16 protein-coding genes, 1 tRNA gene and 1 pseudogene are annotated in these 21,446 nt (G+C 67.7%); 5 read left to right on the forward strand and 13 right to left on the reverse strand.

All coding sequences use genetic code 11. The features are described 5' to 3' along the window. A partial coding sequence (locus HMPREF3067_RS10490; RefSeq protein ID WP_070769668.1) for a fatty acid synthase subunit beta domain-containing protein occupies nucleotides 1-6,424 on the reverse strand: 6,424 nt, incomplete at its 3' end. 76 nt (nucleotides 6,425-6,500) lie between these two features. Then, nucleotides 6,501-7,616 (reverse strand): SPFH domain-containing protein, encoded by a 1,116-nt coding sequence (locus HMPREF3067_RS10495; RefSeq protein WP_070769669.1) that lies wholly within the window; start codon nucleotides 7,614-7,616, stop codon nucleotides 6,501-6,503. A gap of 172 nt (nucleotides 7,617-7,788) precedes the next feature. On the opposite strand from HMPREF3067_RS10495, the gene HMPREF3067_RS10500 reads away from it, so the two are divergent. Further along, nucleotides 7,789-8,289: a hypothetical protein gene (locus HMPREF3067_RS10500; RefSeq protein WP_070769670.1), complete on the forward strand. Its 501-nt coding sequence runs from the start codon at nucleotides 7,789-7,791 to the stop codon at nucleotides 8,287-8,289. A gap of 92 nt (nucleotides 8,290-8,381) precedes the next feature. On the opposite strand, the gene pflA is transcribed toward HMPREF3067_RS10500, so the two are convergent. Both pflA and pflB read right to left on the reverse strand, forming a co-directional pair. Further along, complete coding sequence (pflA, locus tag HMPREF3067_RS10505; protein WP_070769671.1) at nucleotides 8,382-9,251, reverse strand: pyruvate formate-lyase-activating protein; 870 nt, start codon at nucleotides 9,249-9,251, stop codon at nucleotides 8,382-8,384. A gap of 6 nt (nucleotides 9,252-9,257) precedes the next feature. Further along, nucleotides 9,258-11,636: pseudogene (gene pflB / locus HMPREF3067_RS10515) on the reverse strand (formate C-acetyltransferase). A 402-nt stretch (nucleotides 11,637-12,038) separates the two neighbouring features. Here pflB and HMPREF3067_RS10520 point away from each other — a divergent pair. Then, a complete protein-coding gene (locus HMPREF3067_RS10520; protein WP_070769674.1) occupies nucleotides 12,039-13,967 on the forward strand; it encodes a solute carrier family 23 protein in 1,929 nt (642 codons plus the stop codon). A gap of 53 nt (nucleotides 13,968-14,020) precedes the next feature. Here HMPREF3067_RS10520 and HMPREF3067_RS10525 read toward each other — a convergent pair. Next, nucleotides 14,021-14,106, reverse strand: a tRNA-Leu gene (locus HMPREF3067_RS10525). Between the two features lie 112 nt (nucleotides 14,107-14,218). Here HMPREF3067_RS10525 and HMPREF3067_RS10530 point away from each other — a divergent pair. Together HMPREF3067_RS10530 and HMPREF3067_RS10535 are read left to right on the forward strand one after the other, a co-directional pair. Beyond that, nucleotides 14,219-14,641 (forward strand): hypothetical protein, encoded by a 423-nt coding sequence (locus HMPREF3067_RS10530; RefSeq protein ID WP_070769675.1) that lies wholly within the window; start codon nucleotides 14,219-14,221, stop codon nucleotides 14,639-14,641. A gap of 44 nt (nucleotides 14,642-14,685) precedes the next feature. Further along, nucleotides 14,686-15,060, forward strand: a complete 375-nt coding sequence (locus tag HMPREF3067_RS10535; RefSeq protein ID WP_070769676.1) for a DUF3817 domain-containing protein — start codon at nucleotides 14,686-14,688, stop codon at nucleotides 15,058-15,060. 9 nt (nucleotides 15,061-15,069) lie between these two features. Here HMPREF3067_RS10535 and rdgB read toward each other — a convergent pair whose 3' ends face one another. The 8 genes from rdgB to clpS form a co-directional block, all read right to left on the reverse strand. Then, nucleotides 15,070-15,675: an RdgB/HAM1 family non-canonical purine NTP pyrophosphatase gene (gene rdgB, locus HMPREF3067_RS10540; RefSeq protein ID WP_070769677.1), complete on the reverse strand. Its 606-nt coding sequence runs from the start codon at nucleotides 15,673-15,675 to the stop codon at nucleotides 15,070-15,072. Continuing rightward, nucleotides 15,675-16,406 (reverse strand): ribonuclease PH, encoded by a 732-nt coding sequence (gene rph / locus HMPREF3067_RS10545; RefSeq protein ID WP_070769678.1) that lies wholly within the window; start codon nucleotides 16,404-16,406, stop codon nucleotides 15,675-15,677. The genes rdgB and rph overlap by 1 nt, the downstream gene beginning before the upstream one ends. Before the next feature lie 28 nt (nucleotides 16,407-16,434). Beyond that, on the reverse strand, nucleotides 16,435-17,205 hold the full coding sequence (locus HMPREF3067_RS10550) for an MBL fold metallo-hydrolase (protein WP_070769679.1): 771 nt from the start codon (nucleotides 17,203-17,205) through the stop codon (nucleotides 16,435-16,437). Nucleotides 17,206-17,267: 62 nt separating this feature from the next. Further along, nucleotides 17,268-18,098, reverse strand: coding sequence for a glutamate racemase (gene murI / locus HMPREF3067_RS10555; RefSeq protein ID WP_070769680.1), 831 nt, complete (start codon nucleotides 18,096-18,098; stop codon nucleotides 17,268-17,270). 6 nt (nucleotides 18,099-18,104) lie between these two features. Beyond that, nucleotides 18,105-18,737, reverse strand: coding sequence for a rhomboid family intramembrane serine protease (locus HMPREF3067_RS10560; RefSeq protein ID WP_070769681.1), 633 nt, complete (start codon nucleotides 18,735-18,737; stop codon nucleotides 18,105-18,107). A gap of 127 nt (nucleotides 18,738-18,864) precedes the next feature. Continuing rightward, nucleotides 18,865-19,803: a P1 family peptidase gene (locus tag HMPREF3067_RS10565; protein ID WP_070769682.1), complete on the reverse strand. Its 939-nt coding sequence runs from the start codon at nucleotides 19,801-19,803 to the stop codon at nucleotides 18,865-18,867. Beyond that, nucleotides 19,803-20,342 (reverse strand): DUF2017 domain-containing protein, encoded by a 540-nt coding sequence (locus HMPREF3067_RS10570; RefSeq protein ID WP_070769683.1) that lies wholly within the window; start codon nucleotides 20,340-20,342, stop codon nucleotides 19,803-19,805. Before HMPREF3067_RS10570 ends, HMPREF3067_RS10565 begins: the two co-directional genes overlap by 1 nt. A gap of 19 nt (nucleotides 20,343-20,361) precedes the next feature. Further along, the gene (gene clpS, locus HMPREF3067_RS10575; protein ID WP_070769684.1) at nucleotides 20,362-20,661 is read right to left on the reverse strand and encodes an ATP-dependent Clp protease adapter ClpS; all 300 of its coding nucleotides are present in this window, start codon (nucleotides 20,659-20,661) and stop codon (nucleotides 20,362-20,364) included. A 185-nt stretch (nucleotides 20,662-20,846) separates the two neighbouring features. On the opposite strand from clpS, the gene HMPREF3067_RS10580 reads away from it, so the two are divergent. Next, a complete protein-coding gene (locus tag HMPREF3067_RS10580; protein ID WP_141759398.1) occupies nucleotides 20,847-21,422 on the forward strand; it encodes a CAP domain-containing protein in 576 nt (191 codons plus the stop codon). The last annotated feature ends 24 nt before the right edge of the window (nucleotides 21,423-21,446 follow it).

The following is a 21,446-nucleotide window of genomic DNA, read 5'->3' on the forward strand; positions in this document are numbered from 1 at the left end:
GGCGGGCGGCCGGGTTGGCGCCTTCGGCCAGCAGCTCGGCGGCGATTTCGCGGGTATCCCAGGTGCGCACGCCGCGGGCCTCGGCAGCGGCGACCAGCGGATCGTTGCCGCCCATCAGGCCGGTGCCGCGCACCCAGCCGATCTGAGCGTGCACCAGGCCCACGCGGTTGGCCCAGGCCGGTTCGCGGCGCCAACGGTTTGCGACGGCATCGAGGGCCGCTTTGGCCTCGCCGTAGGCGCCGTCGCCGCCGAAGCGCCCGCGGTTGGGGCTGCCCGGTAAGACGACGTGGACGTGCTCCGAGATCTCGGCGGTGTCGGCGATGAGCCGCTCCACCGACCACAGCAGCAGGCGCATCTGGCGCTCGCTGCCCGCGCCCGCCTCGGCCAGGGTGCCGGCCACGCGCGGCGCGGCGAACGGGAAGAGCAGGGTCGGCGTCAGCGCCGGCTTCACCAGGCGCACCTCGGCGCCGACGGTGCGGGTGTGCTCGCGGCCCACCCAGTCGGCCAGGGCGTCGACATCGGCAAACGATGCCACATTACACGGCACGACCCACAGCGCCGCCTGGCCGCGGGCGTGGTCGCGGTAGAGGCGGGTAAAAAAGTCCAGGCGCGCCTGGTCCAGCCGGGAGCTGGTCGCCACGACGGTCGCCCCGCCCCGCAGCAGCTCGGCGGTGATGGCCGCGGCAATGGAGCCCGGCGCGGCGCCGGTTATCAGCGCGCAGTCGGCGGCGTAGTCGAGGCCGGCCGGGTCCGTCCGGGCCGCGGCGGCGAGCTCCGGGTAACCGGCGTACTCGGCGATGCGGGCGACCTCCTCGCCGGTCGCCGTCACATCGCCGCGGCCCTGAGCGGCGTCCTCGCGCGCCGAGGCCCAGCGGTCGTCGAGCAGGAGTGCCCGCGCCGGGTCGAAGGCTGGGCGCACGAAGTCGGCCCAGCCCGCGCCCAGCTCGCGGTCGACGGCTTGGGCGAGTTCGCGCGCGTTTTCGCCTCCCGCGCCGACACCATCATCCTGGCCCTCCGTGCTGGCTGCCTCCGGATCCAGCCGCTCGACGAGGTCGCGGGCGTTGGCGGTTAAGGCATCGGTGAGCTCGCGCAGGGCGGCCGGGTCAGCGGTGGCAGCCGCGGCCGCGGCCGGTTCCGGCAGCTGGGTGGTGATTCCGGCGGTGTGGACGGCGGCATCGATAGCCGCGTCGAGGCCGGCGGGCAGGCTGGCTAGCTCGCCGCCACGCAGGGAGGCGCCGGGGCGGGTGCCGTCGACCAGGTGGGCGAGCACGCGGTCCAGCCAGCCGGGGCCCAAGCCCCAGCGGCCGCGCACGCGTTCGGAAACATACGAGGTCGGCTGCGCGGCCGGGCCGGTGAGATCGCGCAGGCAGGCCTCCACCTGCGGGTGGAGCACCGGCCCGAAGGCCTGGTAGCCGCGGGCCTGCCGGTCGACTAGCTCGCCCAGGCTGGCCAGGTCGAGGTCGGCGGCGCCATCGATGGCGGCAATCCCCAGTTCGGTCGAGATATCCAGCAGCAGCTGGTTGCGCCTGGACGACTGGCCCTCCACCAGGGACTCGATGGTGTCTTCCGGCCGCAGCTGGTCGAGGCGCACCTTGGTCCAGGCGGCCACCAGCAGGCGGAGGGCGTCGCTGGCCAGCAGCGGCCGGTCCGCCGGAGTGTCTGTGGCGGCCGGCTGCTCTGGTGCGGTCGCCGGCGCGGCTACCGGCTCCGGCTCCGTCTCGGGCTCCGGTTCTAGTTCCGGCTCCGGTTCCGGTGCGGGCTCGGGGTCGGCATCGGTGGCAAAGACGACAGCCTGGTCGCGCTCGGCATTGAGAACCTCCACCCGTGCCGCGCCCGGGTGCTGGCGCAGCATATTGGCCAGGGTGGGCGCGCTGGCCACGCCGATTTCGACAAAGCGCTCAACTCCCAGCGGCCCCAGCGCCAAATCCTGGGTCTCGATCCAGCGCACCGGGGAGGCGAACTGCCAGGCCAAAAGCTCCACCAGAAGGGTGCGGCCGCGCTGCTGGGCCGGCTGCGTGCGGGCCACGGACAGCCACGGCGAGTCCACGACCTCCTCCATGGCCTGGATGAACTCCTCGCCCAGGTCGAAGGGGCGGGCCACCAGGTTGGGGATGTAGCGGCCGATCAGCCGGTCCAGGTCTATATCCGCCGGGATGAGCTGGTCCAGGTGCCGGCGGAAATCGTCCACCCCGTCGCGCAGGCGGGAGGAGTGGAAGGGCACGTCCGCGCCGGGGATGAGGACGAAGGCGCGCTCGCCGCGGGAGGCGGCATCGGCTTCCAGGGCGCGCAGCCCGGCGCGCGTGCCCGCCACGGCGTACTGCTTGCCCTTGACGTTGTAGTTGACGATCTCCAGGAACTCGCCCGTAATCGCCGACAGCTGGCCGACGTAGTCGAAGACGTCCGTGTCCGACATGCCCATCTTGTGCGGGCGCAGCGCCGCCAGCCCGTAGTTGGAGTTGCCGTCGCCGTCCCGCGGGACAAGACGGTGCATGGTCAGCCCGCGCTGGTAGACGATCTCGATGACCGCCTCCACCGAGAGCACGTCCGCGAAGGCGGCCAACGCGTTGTACTCGCCCACCGAGTGCCCCGCGAAGAAGGCGTGCTCGGCCAGCACCCCGGCCTCGCGCAGCTGGGCGACCTGCGCGCAGCCCAGCGTGGCCATGGCCACCTGGGTGAACTGGGTCAGGTACAGCACCCCGTCGGGGTGGGAGAAGCTTTCGCCGGCCACCTGCACCTCGTGCGGGTTGCGGCGCACGATGTCCAGGATGGAAAAGCCCAGCGCCTGCCGGGTATGTGCGTCGGCGCGGTCCCAGACCGCGCGCGCGGCCGGGGACGCGGCATAAGCTGCCATCCCTATGCCGGGCGACTGGATGCCCTGCCCGGGGAAGGCGTACCACGTCACCGGTGCGGCCAGCTGGGCGGTCGCCTCCAGCACGGGAATGCCGCCCACGGTGGCGGTGACGGTGCGCACTTCCCCGCCGGCGGCCTGCCCGGTCCGCGCGGTGGAAAACTCCACGGTCTGCCCCGGCAGGACCGGGGCCAGCAGGCGCGCGTGCCAGCCCACGATGTTCTCCCCGGCGGCCAGCTGCGCCAGCGCCGAGGTCCACATGCCGTGGACAATCGGGCCTTGGGGCAGGCCTGCCGCCCGCGCCAGGTTCTCGTCGGTGTGGATGGGGTTGAAGTCGCCGGTGACCTGGGCGAAAGGCCGCATGCTCTCCGGCGCGATAACCGCCACCTGGCCGCGGCTTAATAGCGGGGTCGGGCGGGCGGCCGGGTCCGTGACGTCCAATGCCGGCAGCTCGTCGGCCCCAGCCGTGCCGGGGATGAGGAAGCGCTCGGTCAGCGTTGCCAGGTGCTGGTGCCCGCTCACGATGCCGACGTGAACCTCCAGCACCCGTCCCCGCGCGGTGGCCAGGTCACGGGTCAGGTGGGCCTTGGCGCTGACCTGCGCGCCGTGCTGCGGAAGCTCGGAGTGCAGGCGCACCGCGTGCTCCAGGTGTACCAGCCGCAGCAGCCCCTCGACGGCGTCGGTGTCCGCGATGACCGCGAAGATGGCCGGCCAGGCCGGCCCCACCAGCGCGTCGGCGGCCGGACCGGAGGCGCCAGCCGGGCCGCTCTCGTCCGACAGGTAGCCCGCGGTCACGGTCTGGTAGTCCACGGTGTTCAGCGTCGTCGACCACGCCGCCGCCCCGCCGACAACCTCGGGCAGCTGCCCGCCGGCGGCCCGGCGCGCCAGCTCCCGCATGGCCCCACCAGCCGAATCCGCGCCCACGACGGGCACGGTCGCCGCCTCCGGCAGCGCCACCGTAACTCCCAGGCCGGGCACGCGGAATCCCCCGTCGAGACCTGCTTCCAGGCCCAGCCGGCGCGCCGGGTTGGCCACCGGGTGGCCAGCCCAGTCCCAGGCCGGCGCGGACAGGATGCGCTCGCGCTCGCTCGCCGCGGGGCAGGTGAACTCCGCGCGGGCGGCCGCGGCGGCCACGAACCGCCCCAGCAGCTCGGCGACCGGCTCGTCCACGCGATCAATCCCGGCCACGGAGCGCGGCGACGGGATGATGGAGACGGCATCTGCCGGGTAGCGGGCATCGTGGGCCTGCCACAGCGAATCCGTGCGCCACCACCAGCGCACGTCCTCGTCGATGACCGGCACGAAGTTGGCGGGCTTGCCGGGGCCTTTGAGGAGATCGATAAACCAGGCGGCATCGGTAGCGCTCACGTGCTGGGTGTCGGCCTGCGGGTAGGTCGCCAGCAGGTCGGCCAGGTTTCCGACGTCCAGCTCGCCGGCGGGCAGCTGGGAGGCGAACTCGCCGTGGTCGGCGGGGTGCAGGCGGGCCTCGGCGCGCAGGAGCATCTGTGCGAAGCGGGCGCGCCAGGAGTCGTCCGCCCACTCGCCGCGGTGGGACAGCTCGAGGTAGCGCTCCAGCCAGCGCCGGTAGGTCAGGCTGGTCAGGTCCCCGAAATATGGCTTGCAGGTGGCGTCCAAGGCGCTAATGATTTCAGCGCGGTGGGCGCGGACGGCATCGGCGTCGCCGGCCACGGCGTCCAGCAGCCGGCCGGCCTGGGCAAAGGAATTGTCCACCTCGTGGATGTCGGCGCCCAGCTGCGAGCGGCCCGAAGACATGCCGGCGCGGGCGGTGCCGGCCGCGATGAAGCCCTCTGTACCGGCGGCTGCGACGAGGGCGCGCTTGACAGCCGGGGACGTGGTCGCCTCCCGAGTGGCCATGGCGGCGGTGCCGACCAGGATGGCGTCGACCGGCATGTCCGGACGCCCGTAGGCGCGCGCCCACTCGCCGGTCAGGTAGTCCGCACCGCGCTCCGGCGTGCCGATGCCGCCGCCGACGGCCAAGTAGACGTTCTCCGCGGCGCGGATGCGCGCGTAGGTGGCCAGCAGCAGCTCGTCTAGGTCCTCCCAGGAGTGGTGCCCACCGGCCAGGCCGCCCTCCAGCTGCATGATGACGGGGGCGGGGGCCACCGCGCGCGCGATCTCCAGCACCTTATCGACGTGGTGCACCGCGCCGGGCTTGAAGGCCACCCAGGGGATGTTGCCCTCCCGCAGGCTCCGGTAAAGCTCCACCGCCTCGTCCAGCGGCGGGATGCCCGCCGAGCACACGATGCCGTTGACCGGCGCCCCGTTCGCCCGCGCGGTGGGCACCTGCCGCTTGCCCGCCACCTGGTGGCGCCATTGTCGGGGGTTGAGGTAGAGCGCGTTGAACTGCGCGTTCACGCCCGGGGCGAGGTGCTCGCGCAGGTAGTCGAGGTTGTCCCCGAGCAGTTGGTCCGTGACCTGCCCGCCGCCGGCGAGCTCGGCCCAGTACCCGGCGTTGGCCGCGGCCGCCACGATGGCCGGGTCCACCGTGGTAGGCGTCATGCCGGCCAGTAGCACGGCCTGGTAGCCGGTCAGGCGGGTAAAGCGGGTCACCAGCTCGCCGCCCGCAGTGATGCGCGGGGCGAAATCGCGGTACGGGCGGGGCGGGGCCAGCTGGTGACCGGGGTCGATAAGGCGGGCCTGCCCTTCCGCGGTGCCGACCGCGAGCACCCCGATGCCGCGCCCCTCCACGATCTTCTCGGTCAGGGGGCGCACGCCTTCTTCCGGGCCGATCTCCAGGATCCACCGCGCGCCGGCGTCGACGAGGCGGCCGACCTGCGCCGGCCAGTCGATGACGTCGGTGAGCACCGCGCGGGCGGCCCGCTCGGCCAAGCCCGTGTCCAGGCCCACCTGCTGGGCCCAGTCCACGACCTGCTCCACGGCCTCACTCATGCGCGGGTGGTGGAAGGCCGCGGCCACCTTGAGCGGGCGCGCCTCTACCCCCAGGGCGCGGGCGACGGCGAGGTTGTCGGCGGGCGGGCCGGACAGGACGGCATCGCGGGCGCTGTTGTGCAGGCCGATGACCGTGTCCGCGCCGGTTTCGCGGAGGGCGGCGGCGATGTCGTGCGGGTCCGCGTTGATAGCGACCATGGGGGCCGCGGCGCGGTCGCGGACCAGGCCGTAGCGCCGCGCCGTGTGCGTCATCGCCGCGCCGATGAGCTGGGCTATAGCCAGCATCTCCGCGCGGCCGGCGGTGCCGTCCAGGCCGTCCAGCGCGAATTCGGCCAGCCGGCCTTGGGAGTGGCCGGCGACGGCGACGGCATCGTTAAGCTCCAGGCCCTGGGCGGCCAGGGCGTCGAGCAGGTTCAGCTGTGCCAGGAAGATGCCGGGCACGGAAACCTCGGGGGCGCTGAGATCCCAGGCCGGCGGCTGCTGCGCCCAGTCGAAGGGGTGGAAGCCGCGTGGGCGCCGACCGGCCAGCTCGGCGGCCAGCGGCTCCAGGATCTGCGCGGCCTGGTCCACCGTGGCGCGCAGGTCGGCGCCGGCGCCGCGTAACGAGTCGGCCCAAGAAAAACCCTGTCCCGAAAAGGACAGGGCGAAAGGTTCACGAGGATTCACGGTGAGCTGCTCCTTTTACAGGTTGGTGCTCACCTAAGGCTAGTGGAGATTCCGGCGCGCCGGAAAAACAAACTCACTAGTCGTCGTTGCGCCACTCCCCGTGCTTGTCGCGCAGCGCCTGGAAGGCGTCGCGGACGGAGTGGATACCGTTCTCGTTGGCCCAGTCGGCGGCCTGACCGCGCACGTCGCTGGTACTCGGCAGGCTGGGCTTTTGGGCAGGGCTGGCGGAGCTGGTCTCCCGCTCCGGGTTGCTGCGGGTGCGCGGGCGTTGGCTGGAAGAAGACTTGTTCGGCTTGTCCAGGCTGTCCAGGGCGTGGTTGCTCATCAGCACGTCGCGCATTCCCTCGAAAAGATCCCCCATGCCGGCCGGGTTGGACGGCATGTAGAGCACGGAGGCGTTGCCGTTGGAGGAAACGTCCACCATGGCGTCCAGGTACTGGGAGACCAGCATGAGGGCCTCGGGGGATTCCTCGACGCCGGCGTTGCGCAGCATCTCGTACTGGGCCGCGATGCCCTCGACGATCTCCTTGCGCTGGTCGGCCACGCCGCGGCCCTGCAGCTTGCGGGCCTCGGCCGCGCCCTCGGCTTCCTTGACCACGCGGATTTTTTCGGCCTCCGCCTGGGCCACGGCGGCCTCCCGCTCGCGCTGGGCGGCGTTGATGGAGTTCATGGATTCGCGCACACGCTCGTCCGGGCGGATGTCGGTGACCAGGGTATTGACGAAGTGCCAGCCATAGGCCGCCATGTTGTCACGCAGGGACTCGGCCACGTTCTGGGCGATGGTGTCCTTGGAGGAAAAGGAGTCATCCAAGTTCATGTTCGCCACGGAGGAACGCACGTTGTCCTGGACGTAGGCCACGATCTGCTGGTCCGGGCTGGACAGGGTGTAGTAGGCCTCGCGCTCGCGGCCCTGGACGACCTGGTACTGGACCGCCACGGGGATCTGGACGAAGACGTTGTCCTTGGTCTTGGTCTCCACCATCACGTCGAGCTGGCGGACCTGCAGGTTAATCTTTTCGCGTACCCGGTCGACGAAGGGGACCTTGAAATGCAGACCCGCATGCGCCACCCCCTGGTACTTGCCCAGCCGCTCCAGGATGGCGGCCTCCTTGGTGCGGACGATGAAGTATCCGTCGAACAACGTCAGAATGACGATGAGGACGATGATGCCAATTAGGAGTAGCGTGCTCACGCGCGGCCTTTCTGCTTTCGGTTCGGGTTTTCGGAGCTGTTTTCGGAGAATTCTATTGCACCGATCAACTCTCAGTCTGGCACATTCGCCGCCGATGCGCGAGGGAGCCCCGCCCAGCGCGTACGCCGCGCACAGCCGGGGCTGCCCTACCCGGATGGGGTGTGGCTCCGCAATGGATGAACTCAACGTCCACTCGACGGAGGGCTTTGACATGATCGAGTCCATCACCCCGGGCGAGAACGACAAGCAGGTCGTCATCAAATTCAAGCAGACCTACCCGTGGTGGCAGGACACGTACTCCTTCCTGCTGCCGCCGCAGGTCGACTCGGCCGGCGAGTTCGACGCGACCGGCTGGCCTCCATACACTCCAACGACCTGGACTACGAGGAGGACCTGCCGGGACTCCTTCGGCGAGCTCATCTCCTTCGATCCGGAAAAGGCCAAGCAGCTGCTCGACGATGCCGGCTGGGCCCCAGGCTCCGACGGCACCCGCGAGAAGGACGGCCAGCCGCTGGCCCTGCGCTACGTGCTCACCTGCGACGGCCCGGGGATCAAGGCGGAGGCTTCCGCCACCCAGAAGGCCAACCAGTTGGAGAAGGAGGCGCTGGCCAACTTCGGTGCCAAGTCCCTGGGCAGCGTCGAGGTCGAAAACGTCGGCTACGTCAGAGAATAGTAACCTAGCCACCCGCAAACGCCGAACACCCGCCCGCTGCCTCCTAGAGACTAGGAGAGCTAGCGAGCGGGTGTTTGCGGGTTATAAGGGAATTAGTAGACCGTGAAGCCTTTGGCTCGGAAGACGTCGCGGATAGCTTCGACATCCTCTGCAGCCGGGGGCTTGGTGTCTTCCAATGTGTAGGGATAACCCAGCTCACGCCACTTGTCGGCGCCCATGTTATGGAACGGAAGGACCTCAACGCGTTCCACGTTGTTGGGCCACCGTGCCACGATGTTGGCGACGTTCTGGACGTTTTCTGGGCTATCCGTCAGGTCGGGGACGACCACAAAGCGGATCCACACCGGCTTGTTTGCTGCCGAGAGCCGGTCACCGAAATCGATGGTCGGCTGCAGTTCACGCCGCGTGACTTCTTTGTAAGTCTTCTCATCGCCTGCCTTGACATCCAGCAGAACCAGGTCGATGTTGTCCAGGTCCTCGTCGCGCACGCGCGCCCCGAGGAAACCGGAGGTATCGATGGTGGTGTGGATGCCGGCATCATGCACTTCCTTGAGCACCCGGCGGGTGAACGCCGTCTGGAACAGCGCCTCCCCACCGGAGATGGTCAACCCGCCGCCGGAGGCGTCGAAGATGGGCTTGTAGCGCTTGACGCGCTTGACCACGTCTTCGACTTTCTCCAGAGAACCGGTCTTCATCTCGAAGGTGTCAGGATTGTGGCAGTACTGGCAGCGGAGCGGGCAACCGGACATGAACATGGTCATGCGGGTACCCGGACCGTCGACCGAGGTCACCAGTTCCCACGAGTGCACCAAGCCGACGTCGCCAGTGCGGCGGGCTTCCATGAGCTCGGGGCGGGTGATTTGGTCGAGTTCGTTGTCCCCACCCAGGCCCGCGGCGACGCCGCGAACCTTTTCGCCTTCTTCTGGTTGGAGGGTAACAACACCAGTAACGCCATCAGCCATGGTTTTTTACGAACCCTGGTGGAAGGTGCGGGAGATGACGTCCAGCTGCTGTTCCTTGGTCAGCTTGACGAAGTTGACGGCGTAGCCGGAGACGCGAACGGTCAGGTTCGGGTACTTCTCCGGGTGCTCAACTGCGTCCTCCAGAGTGGACTTGTCCAGCACGTTGATGTTGGCGTGGTACAGGCCGGAATCCATGTTGTGCTCTGCACGACGGGACTTCATTGCCTCGAGACGCTGATCGAAAGTCGGGGTTGCCATGATGATTTCTCCTTCTACGAGATTCGGGTTTGGGTGGTCTTACTTGTCCATGATGAAGCCGGCGTCCAGGACGCCCACCAGGTTGGTGATGCGCTCATCCGGGGTACGGCCCAGGCCAGACGGCGTGATGGTGTTGGTCAGCGAGATGCCGTCCAACGCATCCTTGTAGTCCAGCTTACCGACGGACAGCATGGATGCGACCATGCCGTGGCTGTCGGCGCCGTTCTCCGGGTTTGCGCCCGGCGCGAACGGGGTGCCGGCCTCGTGGCCTGACGGGAAGGCGCCAGTGGCCTTGCCGTAGACCACGTTCGAGGTGATGGTCAGCACCGACTGGGTCGGGATGGCGTTGCGGTACATCGGGATGGCCTTAATCTTTTCCATCACGGTGTGGACGATGGTTGCGGCGATGTCGTCGGCGCGGTCGTCGTCGTTGCCGTAGACCGGGAACTCGCCCTCGGTCTTGTAGTCCACAATCAGGCCGGACTCATCCCGGACCGGGGTGACCTTGGCGTACTTGATGGCGGACAGGGAGTCGGCGACAATCGACAGGCCGGCGATACCGCAGCCCATCGAGCGCACGATGTCGGAGTCGTGCAGGGCCATCTCGATGGCCTCGTAGGCGTACTTGTCGTGGCTGTAGTGGATGATGTTCAGGGCCTCGACGTAGGTGCCGACGACCCAGTCAAGCATCTCCTCGTACTTCTGCCAGACCTCATCGAAGTCCAGCGGCTCGTCGCCCTGGATGGCCTCATAGCCGTCCACGACCTGCTTGCCGCTGACCTCGTCGCGGCCGCCGTTGATGGCGTACAGCAGGGCCTTGGCGGCGTTGACGCGGGCGCCGAAGAACTGCATCTGCTTGCCGACGCGCATCGGGGACACGCAGCACGCAATGGCGGCGTCGTCGCCCCACTGCTCACGAATCTGGCGGTCGGACTCGTACTGGATGGACGAGGTCTCAATCGAGATGTGGGCGCAGAAATTCTTGTAGCCTTCCGGCAACTTCGGGTCCCAGAAGATGGTGATGTTCGGCTCCGGGGACGGCCCCAGGTTAATGAGGGTCTGGAGCAGACGGAAGGAGGTCTTGGTGACCAGCGGGCGACCGTCGTCACCGAAGCCGGCGTCGGACCAGGTGGCCCAGTACGGGTCGCCGGAGAAGATCTGGTCGTAGTCCTCGGTGCGCAGGAAGCGGACGATGCGCAGCTTCATGACCAGCGCGTCGATGATTTCCTGAGCGTCTTCCTCGGTGATGGTGCCGTTGGCCAAGTCGCGCTCGAAGTAGCAGTCGAAGAACGCGGACAGGCGGCCGATGGACATGGCGGCGCCGTCCTGGGACTTGATGGAGCCCAGGTAGCCGAAGTAGGTCCACTGAACAGCTTCCTGCGCGGTGGTAGCCGGGCCGGAGATATCGAAGCCGTACTGCTCGGCCATGACCTTCAGCTTCTTCAGAGCCTTGATCTGCTCGGAGTGCTCCTCGCGGAAGCGAGCCCAGTGCTCGGAAAAGCCGGCGTCGGCGACGGAGTCGCGGGAAGCCTGCTTTTCCTCGATGAGGTAGTCAACACCGTAGAGGGCCACACGGCGGTAATCGCCGATGATGCGGCCGCGGCCGTAGGCGTCCGGCAGGCCCGTAATGATGTGGGAGGAACGGGCAGCGCGGATGCGCGGGGTGTAGATATCGAAGACGCCGTCGTTGTGGGTCTTGCGGTAGCGGGTGAAGATCTTCTCGACCTCCGGGTCCACTTCCTTACCCGCTTCCTTGATGGCCTGCTTGACCATGCGCCAGCCACCGAACGGCATCATGGCGCGCTTCAGCGGGGTATCGGTCTGCAGGCCGACGATGACGTTGTCATCCTCGGAGATGTAGCCGGCCGGGAAGGCGTCGATGTCGGACGGGGTGTGGGTGTCGACGTCGAAAACGCGCTGCTTGCGCTCGACGGACAGGTACTTGTCTTCCAAGTGCTGGAAGGTGCGCTTGGTCTTTTCGGTCGGGCCGGCCAGGAAGGACGAATCCCCTTCGTAGGGGGTGTAGTTGCGCTGGATGAAGTCGCGCACGTCAATGCCCTCAGTCCACGGGCCGGTCTCAAAACCCTTCCAGGCATCAAACTTGAGGTCTTGGGTTGCGGTGGTCACTGTCGGTGACTCCCTTCTGTGTCTATAAGTTCCCTTATATCTTGGGGCGCGCTCGCCATTCCCAATTCCCAATCCACCTTGTAACCTGTATATTTTCTCGGGTTTCGATGGCCTTGAGCTTCTCTAGCGGCAAGCCCCGTTGAGTCCCAGTGTAGGGGTTTGTTAGGTGGTTACTCCAACCCAGAAAGTGTGCAATGGCCCACACATCTGATGTCTGACTCTAGTGCGCTGCTCAGGCATTTTTAGTAAAACGTCCGTCCGGTTTAAGCTTCGGCAGCCGGCCGGAATTCTGGTCATAACCGGAGGATTTTGCTGCGGTTTCCCGAAATCTGCGCCGCCCTTCTACGCTTGAGGGGTACGAATTAGACCCCTTTTTTGCTTCGCCCCACACTGGAGGACTTCGTGGCTGCCCAAACTAGCACCCAGCCCAAGCGCACACACCCCGTCGACCAAGTTCCGGCCCCCGGCAAACTCGCCGCACTCGGCCTACAGCACGTTCTCGCCTTCTACGCCGGGGCGGTCATCGTCCCGCTGCTGATCGCGGGCTCGCTCAACCTGGATACCGCCACCACCATCCACCTCATCAACGCGGATCTGCTCACCTGCGGTATCGCGACCATTATCCAGTCGGTCGGCATCGGCAAGCACGTGGGTGTGCGGCTGCCCATCGTCCAGGGCGTGACCACCACTGCGGTCGCGCCGATCATCGCCATCGGCCTGGGCGCGACCGACGGGCAGGGCGGTGTCGCCTCCCTGCCGGTCATCTACGGCTCCATCATCGTCGCGGGCCTGTTCACCTTCTTCATGGCGCCGCTGTTCGGCCGCTTCCTCCGCTACTTCCCGCCGGTGGTCACCGGCACCGTCCTGCTCGTGATGGGTACGTCCCTGCTGGCCGTCTCCGCCAACGACTTCACCAACTACGCCGAGGGCGCACCGTTAGCCCGTGACCTCTGGTACGGCTTCGGCACCCTGGCCGTCATCGTCCTCGTCCAGCGCTTCTTCCGCGGCTTCCTGGGCACCCTGTCGGTGCTACTGGGCCTAGTGCTGGGCACGGGCGTCGCCCTTGTGGCCGGCGATGCGAGCTTCGCGGAAGTGGGCGAGGCCGATGCTTTCGGCATTACGACCCCGTTTTATTTCGGCATGCCGCAGTTCGACCTAGTCGCCATCTTCTCCCTGCTGATCGTCATGGTGATCACCATGGTGGAGACCACCGGCGACGTCTTCGCCACTGGCGAGATCGTCAAAAAGCGCATCCGCCGTGCCGACGTCCAGGCCGCGCTGCGCGCCGACGGCGTGTCCACCGTCATCGGCGGCGTGATGAACTCCTTCCCCTACACCTGCTTCGCCCAAAACGTCGGCCTGGTCCGCCTGACCGGCGTGAAGTCCCGCTGGGTGGCCGTGGCCGCCGCCGGATTCATGATCGTGCTGGGCCTGCTGCCCAAGGCCGGCGCCGTGGTCGCGGCGATTCCAGCGCCGGTGCTGGGCGGGGCATCGTTAGCGCTGTTCGCCAACGTCGCCTGGGTGGGCCTGCAGACCATCGCCAAGGCCGATATCAACGACGGGCGCAACGCCGTCATCGTGACCACCGCCCTGGGTCTGGCCATGCTCGTGACCTTCAAACCGGACATCGCCGCGGTCTTCCCGGAGTGGTCGCAGACCTTCGTCTCCTCGGGCATGTCCATCGGCGCCATCACCGCCATCGGGCTGAACCTGCTGTTCTTCCACACGGGCCGCTCCCGCGGCGGGGACGTCGCCCGCACCGGCGGCACGGGCGTTTCCCTGGACGAGCTCAACGCCATGGACCGCGACGACTTCGTGGCGACCCTGCGCCCGCTGTTTAACAACGAGACCTGGCCGCTGGAGACCACCTGGGAGTCCCGCCCCTTCGACAACGTCGGGCAGCTGCGCGAGGCCATCCAGGTCGCCGTGCTTACCGCCGACGTCGAGCGGCGCGAACAGCTCATCCACGACTACCCCGCCATGGACGAGCTCCTGCTGGCCGACGACGAGGGCGCCGCGGCGATCTCCGCCGACCGCGGCTCCCTGGGCCTCGGCGAGCTCGACGACGTCCAGACCGAGCAGATCACCCAGCTCGCCGCCGATTACCGCGAGCGCTTCGGCATGCCGTTCGTGGCCTACCTGGACACCAACGACACCTTCGAGCGTGTCCTCGACGCCGGCGTGCGCCGCCTGGCCAACTCCGCGCCCCAAGAGCACCGCGTGGCGCTGAGCGAAATCGTCGAAATCGCCGGCGACCGCTTCGACATCCTGCTGGCCGACGCTAACCCCATCCGCTCGGCGTGGGACCGGAAATTCACCGAGGTGGAGTAGGAAGACACAAAAATGCCGAGGTCCCTGCTGCGATGACCTCGGCATTTTTAGCCTGGTGCGCCCGGTGAGACTTGAACTCACACGTCCTTCGGACACTAGAACCTAAATCTAGCGCGTCTGCCAATTCCGCCACGGGCGCTTAACGCGATTGATACTACCGGATGGATTCCGGCGGGTTCTAATCGGGGCGGTGGGCGTTTTCGCTCACTACTGACTTTGGCGCCCCGCTGCCAGTGGGTAGGCTAGGACTCGTGAGCACGCAAGAAACCGGCAAGCGCCAGAGGATCCGAGTACGGTGGTGGCATATTGTCCTCATCGCCGTGCTCGTGGTCGCCTTCTTCGCGCTCGCCTACTGGCAGTGGACCCGCTTCCAGTCCGGTTCCGGCACCTTCCAGAACCTGGGCTACGCCCTCCAGTGGCCACTGTTCGCGGCGTTTGTCATCTACGCCTACCGGACCGCGCTGCGCAGCGAGAACGAACGCATCGCCGCCGAAAACGAGGCGGAGGACCTCGACGGTTTCGCCTACGAGGCCCCGGAGGTCACCAAGACCAAGCCGACCACCATCGACGAGGACTTCCTGCCCAGCCGGCCCCAGCTAGACGTCGAGGAATTCAACGAGCTTAACCGCCCGCGCCGCGGACATCACGAGGTCAACCCCGACCTCGACCGCTAAGGCCTGTCCGGCACAACCATTGAAAGCTAAGCTAGATTACCGCTATGACTTCTGAGAACACTTCTGCTTCCACCGCGCCGAAGCGCATCCACCCGGCCCGCCAGGCCCGCGTGCGCACCGCGCTGACCCTGTTCACCGTCGCCGCGACGGTCACCGGTATCTTCCTGCTGGTGCTGACCACGCGCATGGTGCTGGAATACATCGTCGGCATGGACATGCCCGAGTGGGCCACCCACATCGCCCAGATCCACGGCGCCTTCTACGTTTTGTACCTGCTGTCCATCCTGAACCTGGCGCCGAAGGCCCTGTGGCCGCCGATGAAGTGGTTCACCACGGCCCTGGCCGGCACCATCCCGTTCTTCTCTTTCTACATGGAGGTCAAGCGCCGCCGCGAGGTGCAGCGCGACTTCCAGCTCTAGCCTGGTGCGCTAGTTTTTCTGCAACGCCGCTACCACGTCAACCAGCTGCCGCAGCGCCTGGCCCCGGTGGGAGACGGCGTTTTTCTCTTCCGGGGTCATCTGCGCGGCGGAGCGCTCCTCGCCGTTTGGCTGGAAGAGCGGGTCGTAGCCGAAGCCGCCCTCCCCGCGCGGGGCAGTCAGCACGCGCCCGGGCCAGCGGCCTTCTACCACGTGTTCCTGCCCGGCCGGGGTGACCAGCGCGCACACGGAGATGAACGCCGCGCTGCGGTGCTCCTCCGGTACGTGGGCCAGCTGCCCCAGCAGGAGCTCGTTATTGGCGGCGTCGTCGCCGTGGCGGCCGGACCAGCGCGCCGAGAGCACGCCGGGCATGCCGTTGAGCTCGTCGACGGCCAGGCCGGAATCATCCGCCACGCACGGCAGGCCGGTGGCTTTCGCGCCCGCGCGGGCCTTGATCAGCGCGTTGTCGGCGCAGGTGCGCCCGTCCTCGACCGGCTCCGGGTAGGGCTCGGCCTCACTGAGCGGGATCAGCTCCACGCCCTCGATGCCGGCCTCGGCCAGGATGGTGTGCAGCTCCTTGAGCTTCTTGGGGTTGTTCGAGGCGACCAGCAGCTGCATTAGTCCCACCCCAGGGCCGCGCGCTGCGCGGCGATGAGCTCGGAGCAGCCCTTCTGGGCTACGTCCAGCATCTGGTTGAGCTCGTCGCGGCCAAACAGCCCGTGTTCACCGGTGCCTTGGATTTCCACGAAGTCGCCGCTTTCCTGCATGACCACGTTCAGATCCACCTCGGCGCGGGAGTCTTCCTCGTACGGCAGGTCGAGGCAGATCTGGCCGTCGATGATGCCCACGGAAACCGCCGCGATGGGGTCCAGCAGCGGCTCGCCCGGCACGGCGCCGCGCTCCTTGAGAGCGGCCACGGCATCGGCCAGCGCGACGTAGGCGCCGGTGATCGAGGCGGTGCGGGTGCCGCCGTCGGCCTGCAGGACGTCGCAGTCGAGCTGGATGGTGTTCTCCCCCAGCTCGCTCAGATCCACCGCGGCGCGCAGCGAGCGGCCCACCAGGCGCGAGATTTCGTGCGTGCGACCCTTGACCTTGCCCTTCATGGACTCGCGCGGCATGCGCTCGTGGGTGGCGGACGGCAGCATGGCGTACTCGGCCGTCAGCCAGCCCTCGCCGGAATCCCGCTTGAAGCGGGGCACGCCGGTTTCCACCGAGGCGGTGCACATCACGCGGGTGTTACCAAACTCGACCAGCACCGAGCCCGCCGGGTTGGTGGTGAAATTGCGGGTAATTCGCACGGTGCGCAGCTCGTCGAGGCCACGGCCGTCTGCTCGTTGAAAATCAGTCATGCTCCCCAGGCTACCCGCCGCGCCCGGGCTAGAGTTCGATGACCATCCCGGGCTTGCCGAGAACTAATTCTCCGTCGAATTCGGCGCGGGCGGCCGCCACCGTCTCCGCGGCATCACCCCACGGCTGCAGGTGCACCAGCACGAGGGTGCTCACGCCCGCCAGCTGCGCCAGACGGCCGGCCTCCGCGCCGGACATGTGCATCTTTTCCGCCTTGCCCTCGGAGCTAGCTCCCCAGGCGGCCTCTGCTAACAAGACGTCCGCGTCCTGCGCCAGCGGCACCAGCTTGGCATCAAAGGCGGTGTCCGCGGTATACGCGATGATCTTGCCGGTCTCAGTGTGCCGCAAGCGCAGGCCGTAGGTCTCGACCGGGTGGATGGTGCGGTACGGGGTGATGGCGACGTCGTCGACGCGCTGCTCCACCCCGTCCTCCCAGGGGCTGAACGCGAAGGTATCCGACATATCGTCCACGCCGTCCGGCTGACCGTCGGAGGACAGGCGCCCCAGGTGCAGCGGCGCGTAGCTGGGGCCGAAGCAGAAGTTGCGGCCCTTGGCCGGCGCATAAGGGTGGAAGCGGCGCCAGACCATCAGGGAGGGAAAGTCCATGCAGTGGTCGGCGTGGAGGTGGGTGAGCGCCACGTGGGCGTCACAGGGATCCTGGACGTCCTGCAAAGCGGCCAGCGTACCGGGGCCCAAATCCATGACGATGGACGGCGCATCCGGGAAAGACACGAGGTAGCCGGAGGCCGGATTCCCGGAAGTGGGCACGCTTCCGGAGCATCCCAAGATGGTCAACTTCATGCATTCATGGTGTCACGAATGGGCCCACAGTGGGGCGATTTGTGGCCATTTCGGGGAGAAAATCAACCCGAGTGGGAAATGTGGTTGAATTCACCGACTCCCGGCCCCAGGAAGCGGGAGGCGAGGTTTTCAAAGATCTCCATGTCGCCGGTGGACTCGAACACGCGCGTGGCCGGGTTGTCCACGGGCGCGAGCAGGTCGCGCTCGGTAAGCACCTTGAGAACGTCCTTGGCGGTCTCCTCCGCGGAGCTAACCAGCGTGACCTCGTCTCCCACGGCCAGTTGGATAACCCCCGAAAGGTGCGGGTAGTGCGTGCAGCCGAGCACCAAGGTGTCGACGCCGGCGGCCTGCATGGGTTCCAGGTAACCCTCGGCAATGCCCAGGATCTGGCGGCCCGAGGTAATCCCGCGCTCCACAAACGGCACGAAGTCGGGGCAGGCCACGGCGGTGGCCTGCACGTCCGGGTGCACGGCGAAAAGGTCCTGGTAGACGCCGGACTTGATGGTGCCCTCGGTGCCGATGACGCCGATCTTGTGGTTGCGGGTGGTGGCGATGGCACGGCGCACGGCCGGGCGGATGACCTCGACGACCGGCACGTCGTAGCGCTCGCGGGCGTCGTGTAGGAAGGCGGCCGTGGCGGTATTGCAGGCCACCACGATCATCTTGCAGCCGCGGGCGACCAGCTCGTCGGCGATGTTGATGGACAGCGCGCGGACCTCCGCGATGGGGCGCGGGCCGTAGGGGCCGTGCAGCGTGTCGCCGATGTAGAGCAGCGACTCGTGCGGCAGCTGATCGATGATGGTGCGCGCGACCGTCAGGCCGCCCACCCCGGAATCGAAAATCCCGATGGGGGCGGTCGGTCCGGGCTGCGGTTTATCAGCTAGTTCAGTCACGCCGAACTATTTTACGCTGCGGCGCATAATCTGCTTCGACGTGTCGTCGGAGGTGATAGTCATACCAGCCACGATGCCGCCGATGGCCCCGAACAGGTGGCCCTGCCAGGACACGCCCTCGTAGATGGGCAACACGCCCCAGACCAGGCCGGAATAGGCAACGCCCAGGACCACGCCGAGGACGATCTGGATGAGCGAGCGGTTGAAGATACCGCGGACCAGCAGGTAGGCCAGCCAGCCGTAGACCAGGCTGGAGGCACCGATGTGGTTGGTGCCGGGCCCGCCCAGCAGCCACGTGCCGAGACCGCCGATGAGCACCACCAGCAGGGTGACCTCCCACCAGGCCTTCCGCCCGGAAAGGCCGATGAGGAAGCAGAACACGGCCCCAGGCAGCGAGTTGCCGATGAGGTGCTCCCAGTCGGCGTGCAGTAGCGGGGCGGTGACGATGCCCCAGATGCCGTTGAAGTCCAGCGGGTGGATGCCGTAGTAGCTCAATTGTCCGCCGAAGATGACGTAGTTGATGATGTGGATGCCCCAGAGCACCACCAGGTAGCCAATGGCAAAGACCAGGCCGGTGCGCAAGCGCCCGGCGCGCGTGTAATTCACCGAGTCGCCTCGGTTAGTCTGGGGCTTGCGCATGCCAGCGCCCCCGGCCAGCTGGAGGGGCCCGCCCGTGGGCCCGAAATTCGCCGGGCCGGTCTGCCCCCGACTACGGTCCGGCCGGGACGAATACGGTCCAGTGGAATATGTCATAGTGCACTTCAGCTTAGCGCAGCAGGGAAGAATACGCGGGGTAGCCGAAGCCGTCCCTGGCCGCGCAGACGGCAGAGACGATGGCGGCTTCGACGGCATCGGCAGCCAGCGCCGTCAGCCGGGCCAGGACCCCGTCCCCCACCGGTGCGGATGCGGCCGCGGCCTGCCCCGACCCCGCGGTGGAGACGCCAAACAAGGTGTCCCCGTCCAGCGGCGAGTGGGCCGGGCGCACCGCGCGGGCGATGCCGTCGTGGCCGGCCAGCGCCAGCCGCTTGGCCTGCGCCTTGAAAAGCGGCGCGTTAGTGTAGACCACCCCGATGGTGGTGTTCAGGCCGGCGGCTGGGTCGGGCAGTTTGGCGAAGGCCGCGCTGTCGATGCCGGGGCTGCCTGGCGCGCCGAACAGTAATCCGGTGGCCGCGTCGACTACCTGGCCGACCGGGTTGGCCGCCACGATGGCGCCGACGTGATAGCCGGTATCCGCCGACTCCAGCTGCGCCCGGCCCAACCCGCCGCGCAGCTTGCCGGCGGTGGCGCCGCAGCCGGCCCCGACACTGCCCTGGGCCGGATCGTCGCCGGCCAGAGCAGCGCGGATGGCCGCGGCCCCGTCGTCGGCAGTGGGCAGCGTCGGGCCCACTGCCAGGTCGAAGATGACGGCCGCCGGCACGATGGGCACGCGCGGGCCGGGCTCGTCCTCGCCGAAGACGGCGAATCCCAGCCCATCCTGCGCCAGCTGCCGCATGGCCCCGTCCGCGGCCGCCAGGCCGAAGGCGGAACCACCCGCCAGCACGATGGCGTGGACCCGCTGGACGGTGTTGTGCGGGGCCAAAAGGTCGGTCTCCCGCGTGCCCGGGCCGCCGCCGCGCACGTCGACGCCGGCCACTGCCCCGGCGGGCCCGAAATAAACCGCGGTGACCCCGGTATCCCCGCGACTGACGTGGCCGACGCTGAGCATTAGGACATCAGCGCCCGCAGCAGCGAGTCCTGGTTGAAGGCCAGCCACTCGACGAGCGCGTCGCGGTCCGTGACCGCGGCATCCGGGCCGCTGAAATCCCCCGCGGCCACGAACAGGCGCAAATCGTTGAGCCCGGCGACGAACTGGTGGGCCTCTTCCTCCGTAATGCTCAGTTCCACGGAGCCAGTCGGCCCCAGCGCGGAGTTGATGGCCTGCAGGTTAGCCAGCTTGGCGCGGGCGATGTCGTTTTCGTGCAGGCTGCGCATCAGGGAGGCGTCGCCGTCGAATTCCTCGTCGCCGTCGGCCATGAAATCCGGGAACAGGCGCGCCAGGGACGGATCCTCCGGGGCGTCCTTGTGGCCGGAGGGCATGTCCATCATCTCTGCCAGCTCGTCCTTCGGCGCGGACTGCGCGCGCTGGATGATGGCCTCGGCCACCGTCGAGGTCAGGTTGCCTAGGACCTCGCGCTCCATCGGGTCGAGGACGGCGTGAAAGCGCACGGGGCGCATGAGCGATTTCTTCTTCTTCCACTCTTGCATGGGTTTTCTTCTCCGCCTCCTAGCCGGCTTGCTGCATGGTGGCCCACAGGCCCGCGATCTGCAGCTTTTTCACGTCGGCTTCGATCTTGTCGCGCTCACCGGAGGAGACAGCCGCCTTGCCCTCGGTGTGCACCTGCATCATCAACTCGTTGGCCCGCTTCTTGTCGTAGCCCAGCACGGTTTGGAAGACGTAGGAGACGTAGCTCATCAGGTTGACCGGGTCGTCCCAGACAATGCACATCCAGGGCAGGTTTTCGCTGGTGGCCACGTCCACCTGAAGGTCCTCGTCCAGTTCCGGGGTAGCCATGGGCGAGCCCATGTAAATGGGGGAAATTCTGGCAGTCATACCTTATAGCCTAACCAATTTCACTAGTGCGCAAGTTTCCTGGCAGGTAACCTGTGCCTCAACTAGCCATGTAGCCTAATCCATCCATGGTTCTTCCATACTGAAGCAGTTTAGCTTTAGTGCTTGCCAGCCCCAGCCTCCCGGGCGGAAAGGACAGCATGTCACAGCCTCCCCTGCTCACACGGTTAATCAACGACGTGCGCGCCGGCCGCTTCCCAGCCGATTTGCCCGGCGTGGCCCGCGCGGTCATCACCTTCGTCACCCTCGCCGCCACTGTCGGCGTGGCCATCGCTTCCCTGGTCTCCAGCCCCGGCGGGACGGGCTCGTCCGAGTCTCCCGGCAACGGCTCCTCCACCACGGAACCGGACCCGTCCTCCCCGGAAGAGCAGGTCCGGTTGATCCAGCTGGAGCAGGAGGTGGGCACCGCGCTGAACCAGTGGCGCCTCGATAACGGGCTGCCGCCGGGGCTGCCGTGGCCCGACCGCCAGGGCGCGGCGCGCGAGCAGGCCCGCCAGAACGCGGCGGCCGGGAAGGAATCCCCTTCGCCGGAGAACATCTCGCAGCTGCAGGTCAACCTGCCGGCCGACGGCGCCACCGGCTACGCGGTCGTGGAGAAGCTACGCGCCTCCCGCCCGCACCTCGAGGTGGTCTTAAACCCGGCCAATACCTTCCAGGCGGTCGCCGCCGAAATCGGCCACGGCCGCGTCTGGGTGGTCATCCAATTTGAAGAATAAACACCCCCGTCACGCGGCTGTGAC

Source organism: Corynebacterium sp. HMSC04H06, from assembly GCF_001815935.1.
Lineage (GTDB): Bacteria > Actinomycetota > Actinomycetes > Mycobacteriales > Mycobacteriaceae > Corynebacterium.

Coding starts and splice junctions, on each gene's coding strand:
- HMPREF3067_RS10535 (WP_070769676.1), top strand. CDS start 14,686: ATGACTTCTGAGAACACTTCTGCTTCCACCGCGCCGAAGCGCATCCAC.
- rph (WP_070769678.1), bottom strand. CDS start 16,406: ATGACTGATTTTCAACGAGCAGACGGCCGTGGCCTCGACGAGCTGCGC.
- HMPREF3067_RS10570 (WP_070769683.1), bottom strand. CDS start 20,342: ATGCAAGAGTGGAAGAAGAAGAAATCGCTCATGCGCCCCGTGCGCTTT.
- pflA (WP_070769671.1), bottom strand. CDS start 9,251: ATGGCTGATGGCGTTACTGGTGTTGTTACCCTCCAACCAGAAGAAGGC.
- clpS (WP_070769684.1), bottom strand. CDS start 20,661: ATGGGCTCGCCCATGGCTACCCCGGAACTGGACGAGGACCTTCAGGTG.
- HMPREF3067_RS10565 (WP_070769682.1), bottom strand. CDS start 19,803: ATGCTCAGCGTCGGCCACGTCAGTCGCGGGGATACCGGGGTCACCGCG.
- HMPREF3067_RS10550 (WP_070769679.1), bottom strand. CDS start 17,205: ATGAAGTTGACCATCTTGGGATGCTCCGGAAGCGTGCCCACTTCCGGG.
- HMPREF3067_RS10500 (WP_070769670.1), top strand. CDS start 7,789: ATGGATGAACTCAACGTCCACTCGACGGAGGGCTTTGACATGATCGAG.
- HMPREF3067_RS10560 (WP_070769681.1), bottom strand. CDS start 18,737: ATGCGCAAGCCCCAGACTAACCGAGGCGACTCGGTGAATTACACGCGC.
- HMPREF3067_RS10580 (WP_141759398.1), top strand. CDS start 20,847: ATGTCACAGCCTCCCCTGCTCACACGGTTAATCAACGACGTGCGCGCC.
- rdgB (WP_070769677.1), bottom strand. CDS start 15,675: ATGCAGCTGCTGGTCGCCTCGAACAACCCCAAGAAGCTCAAGGAGCTG.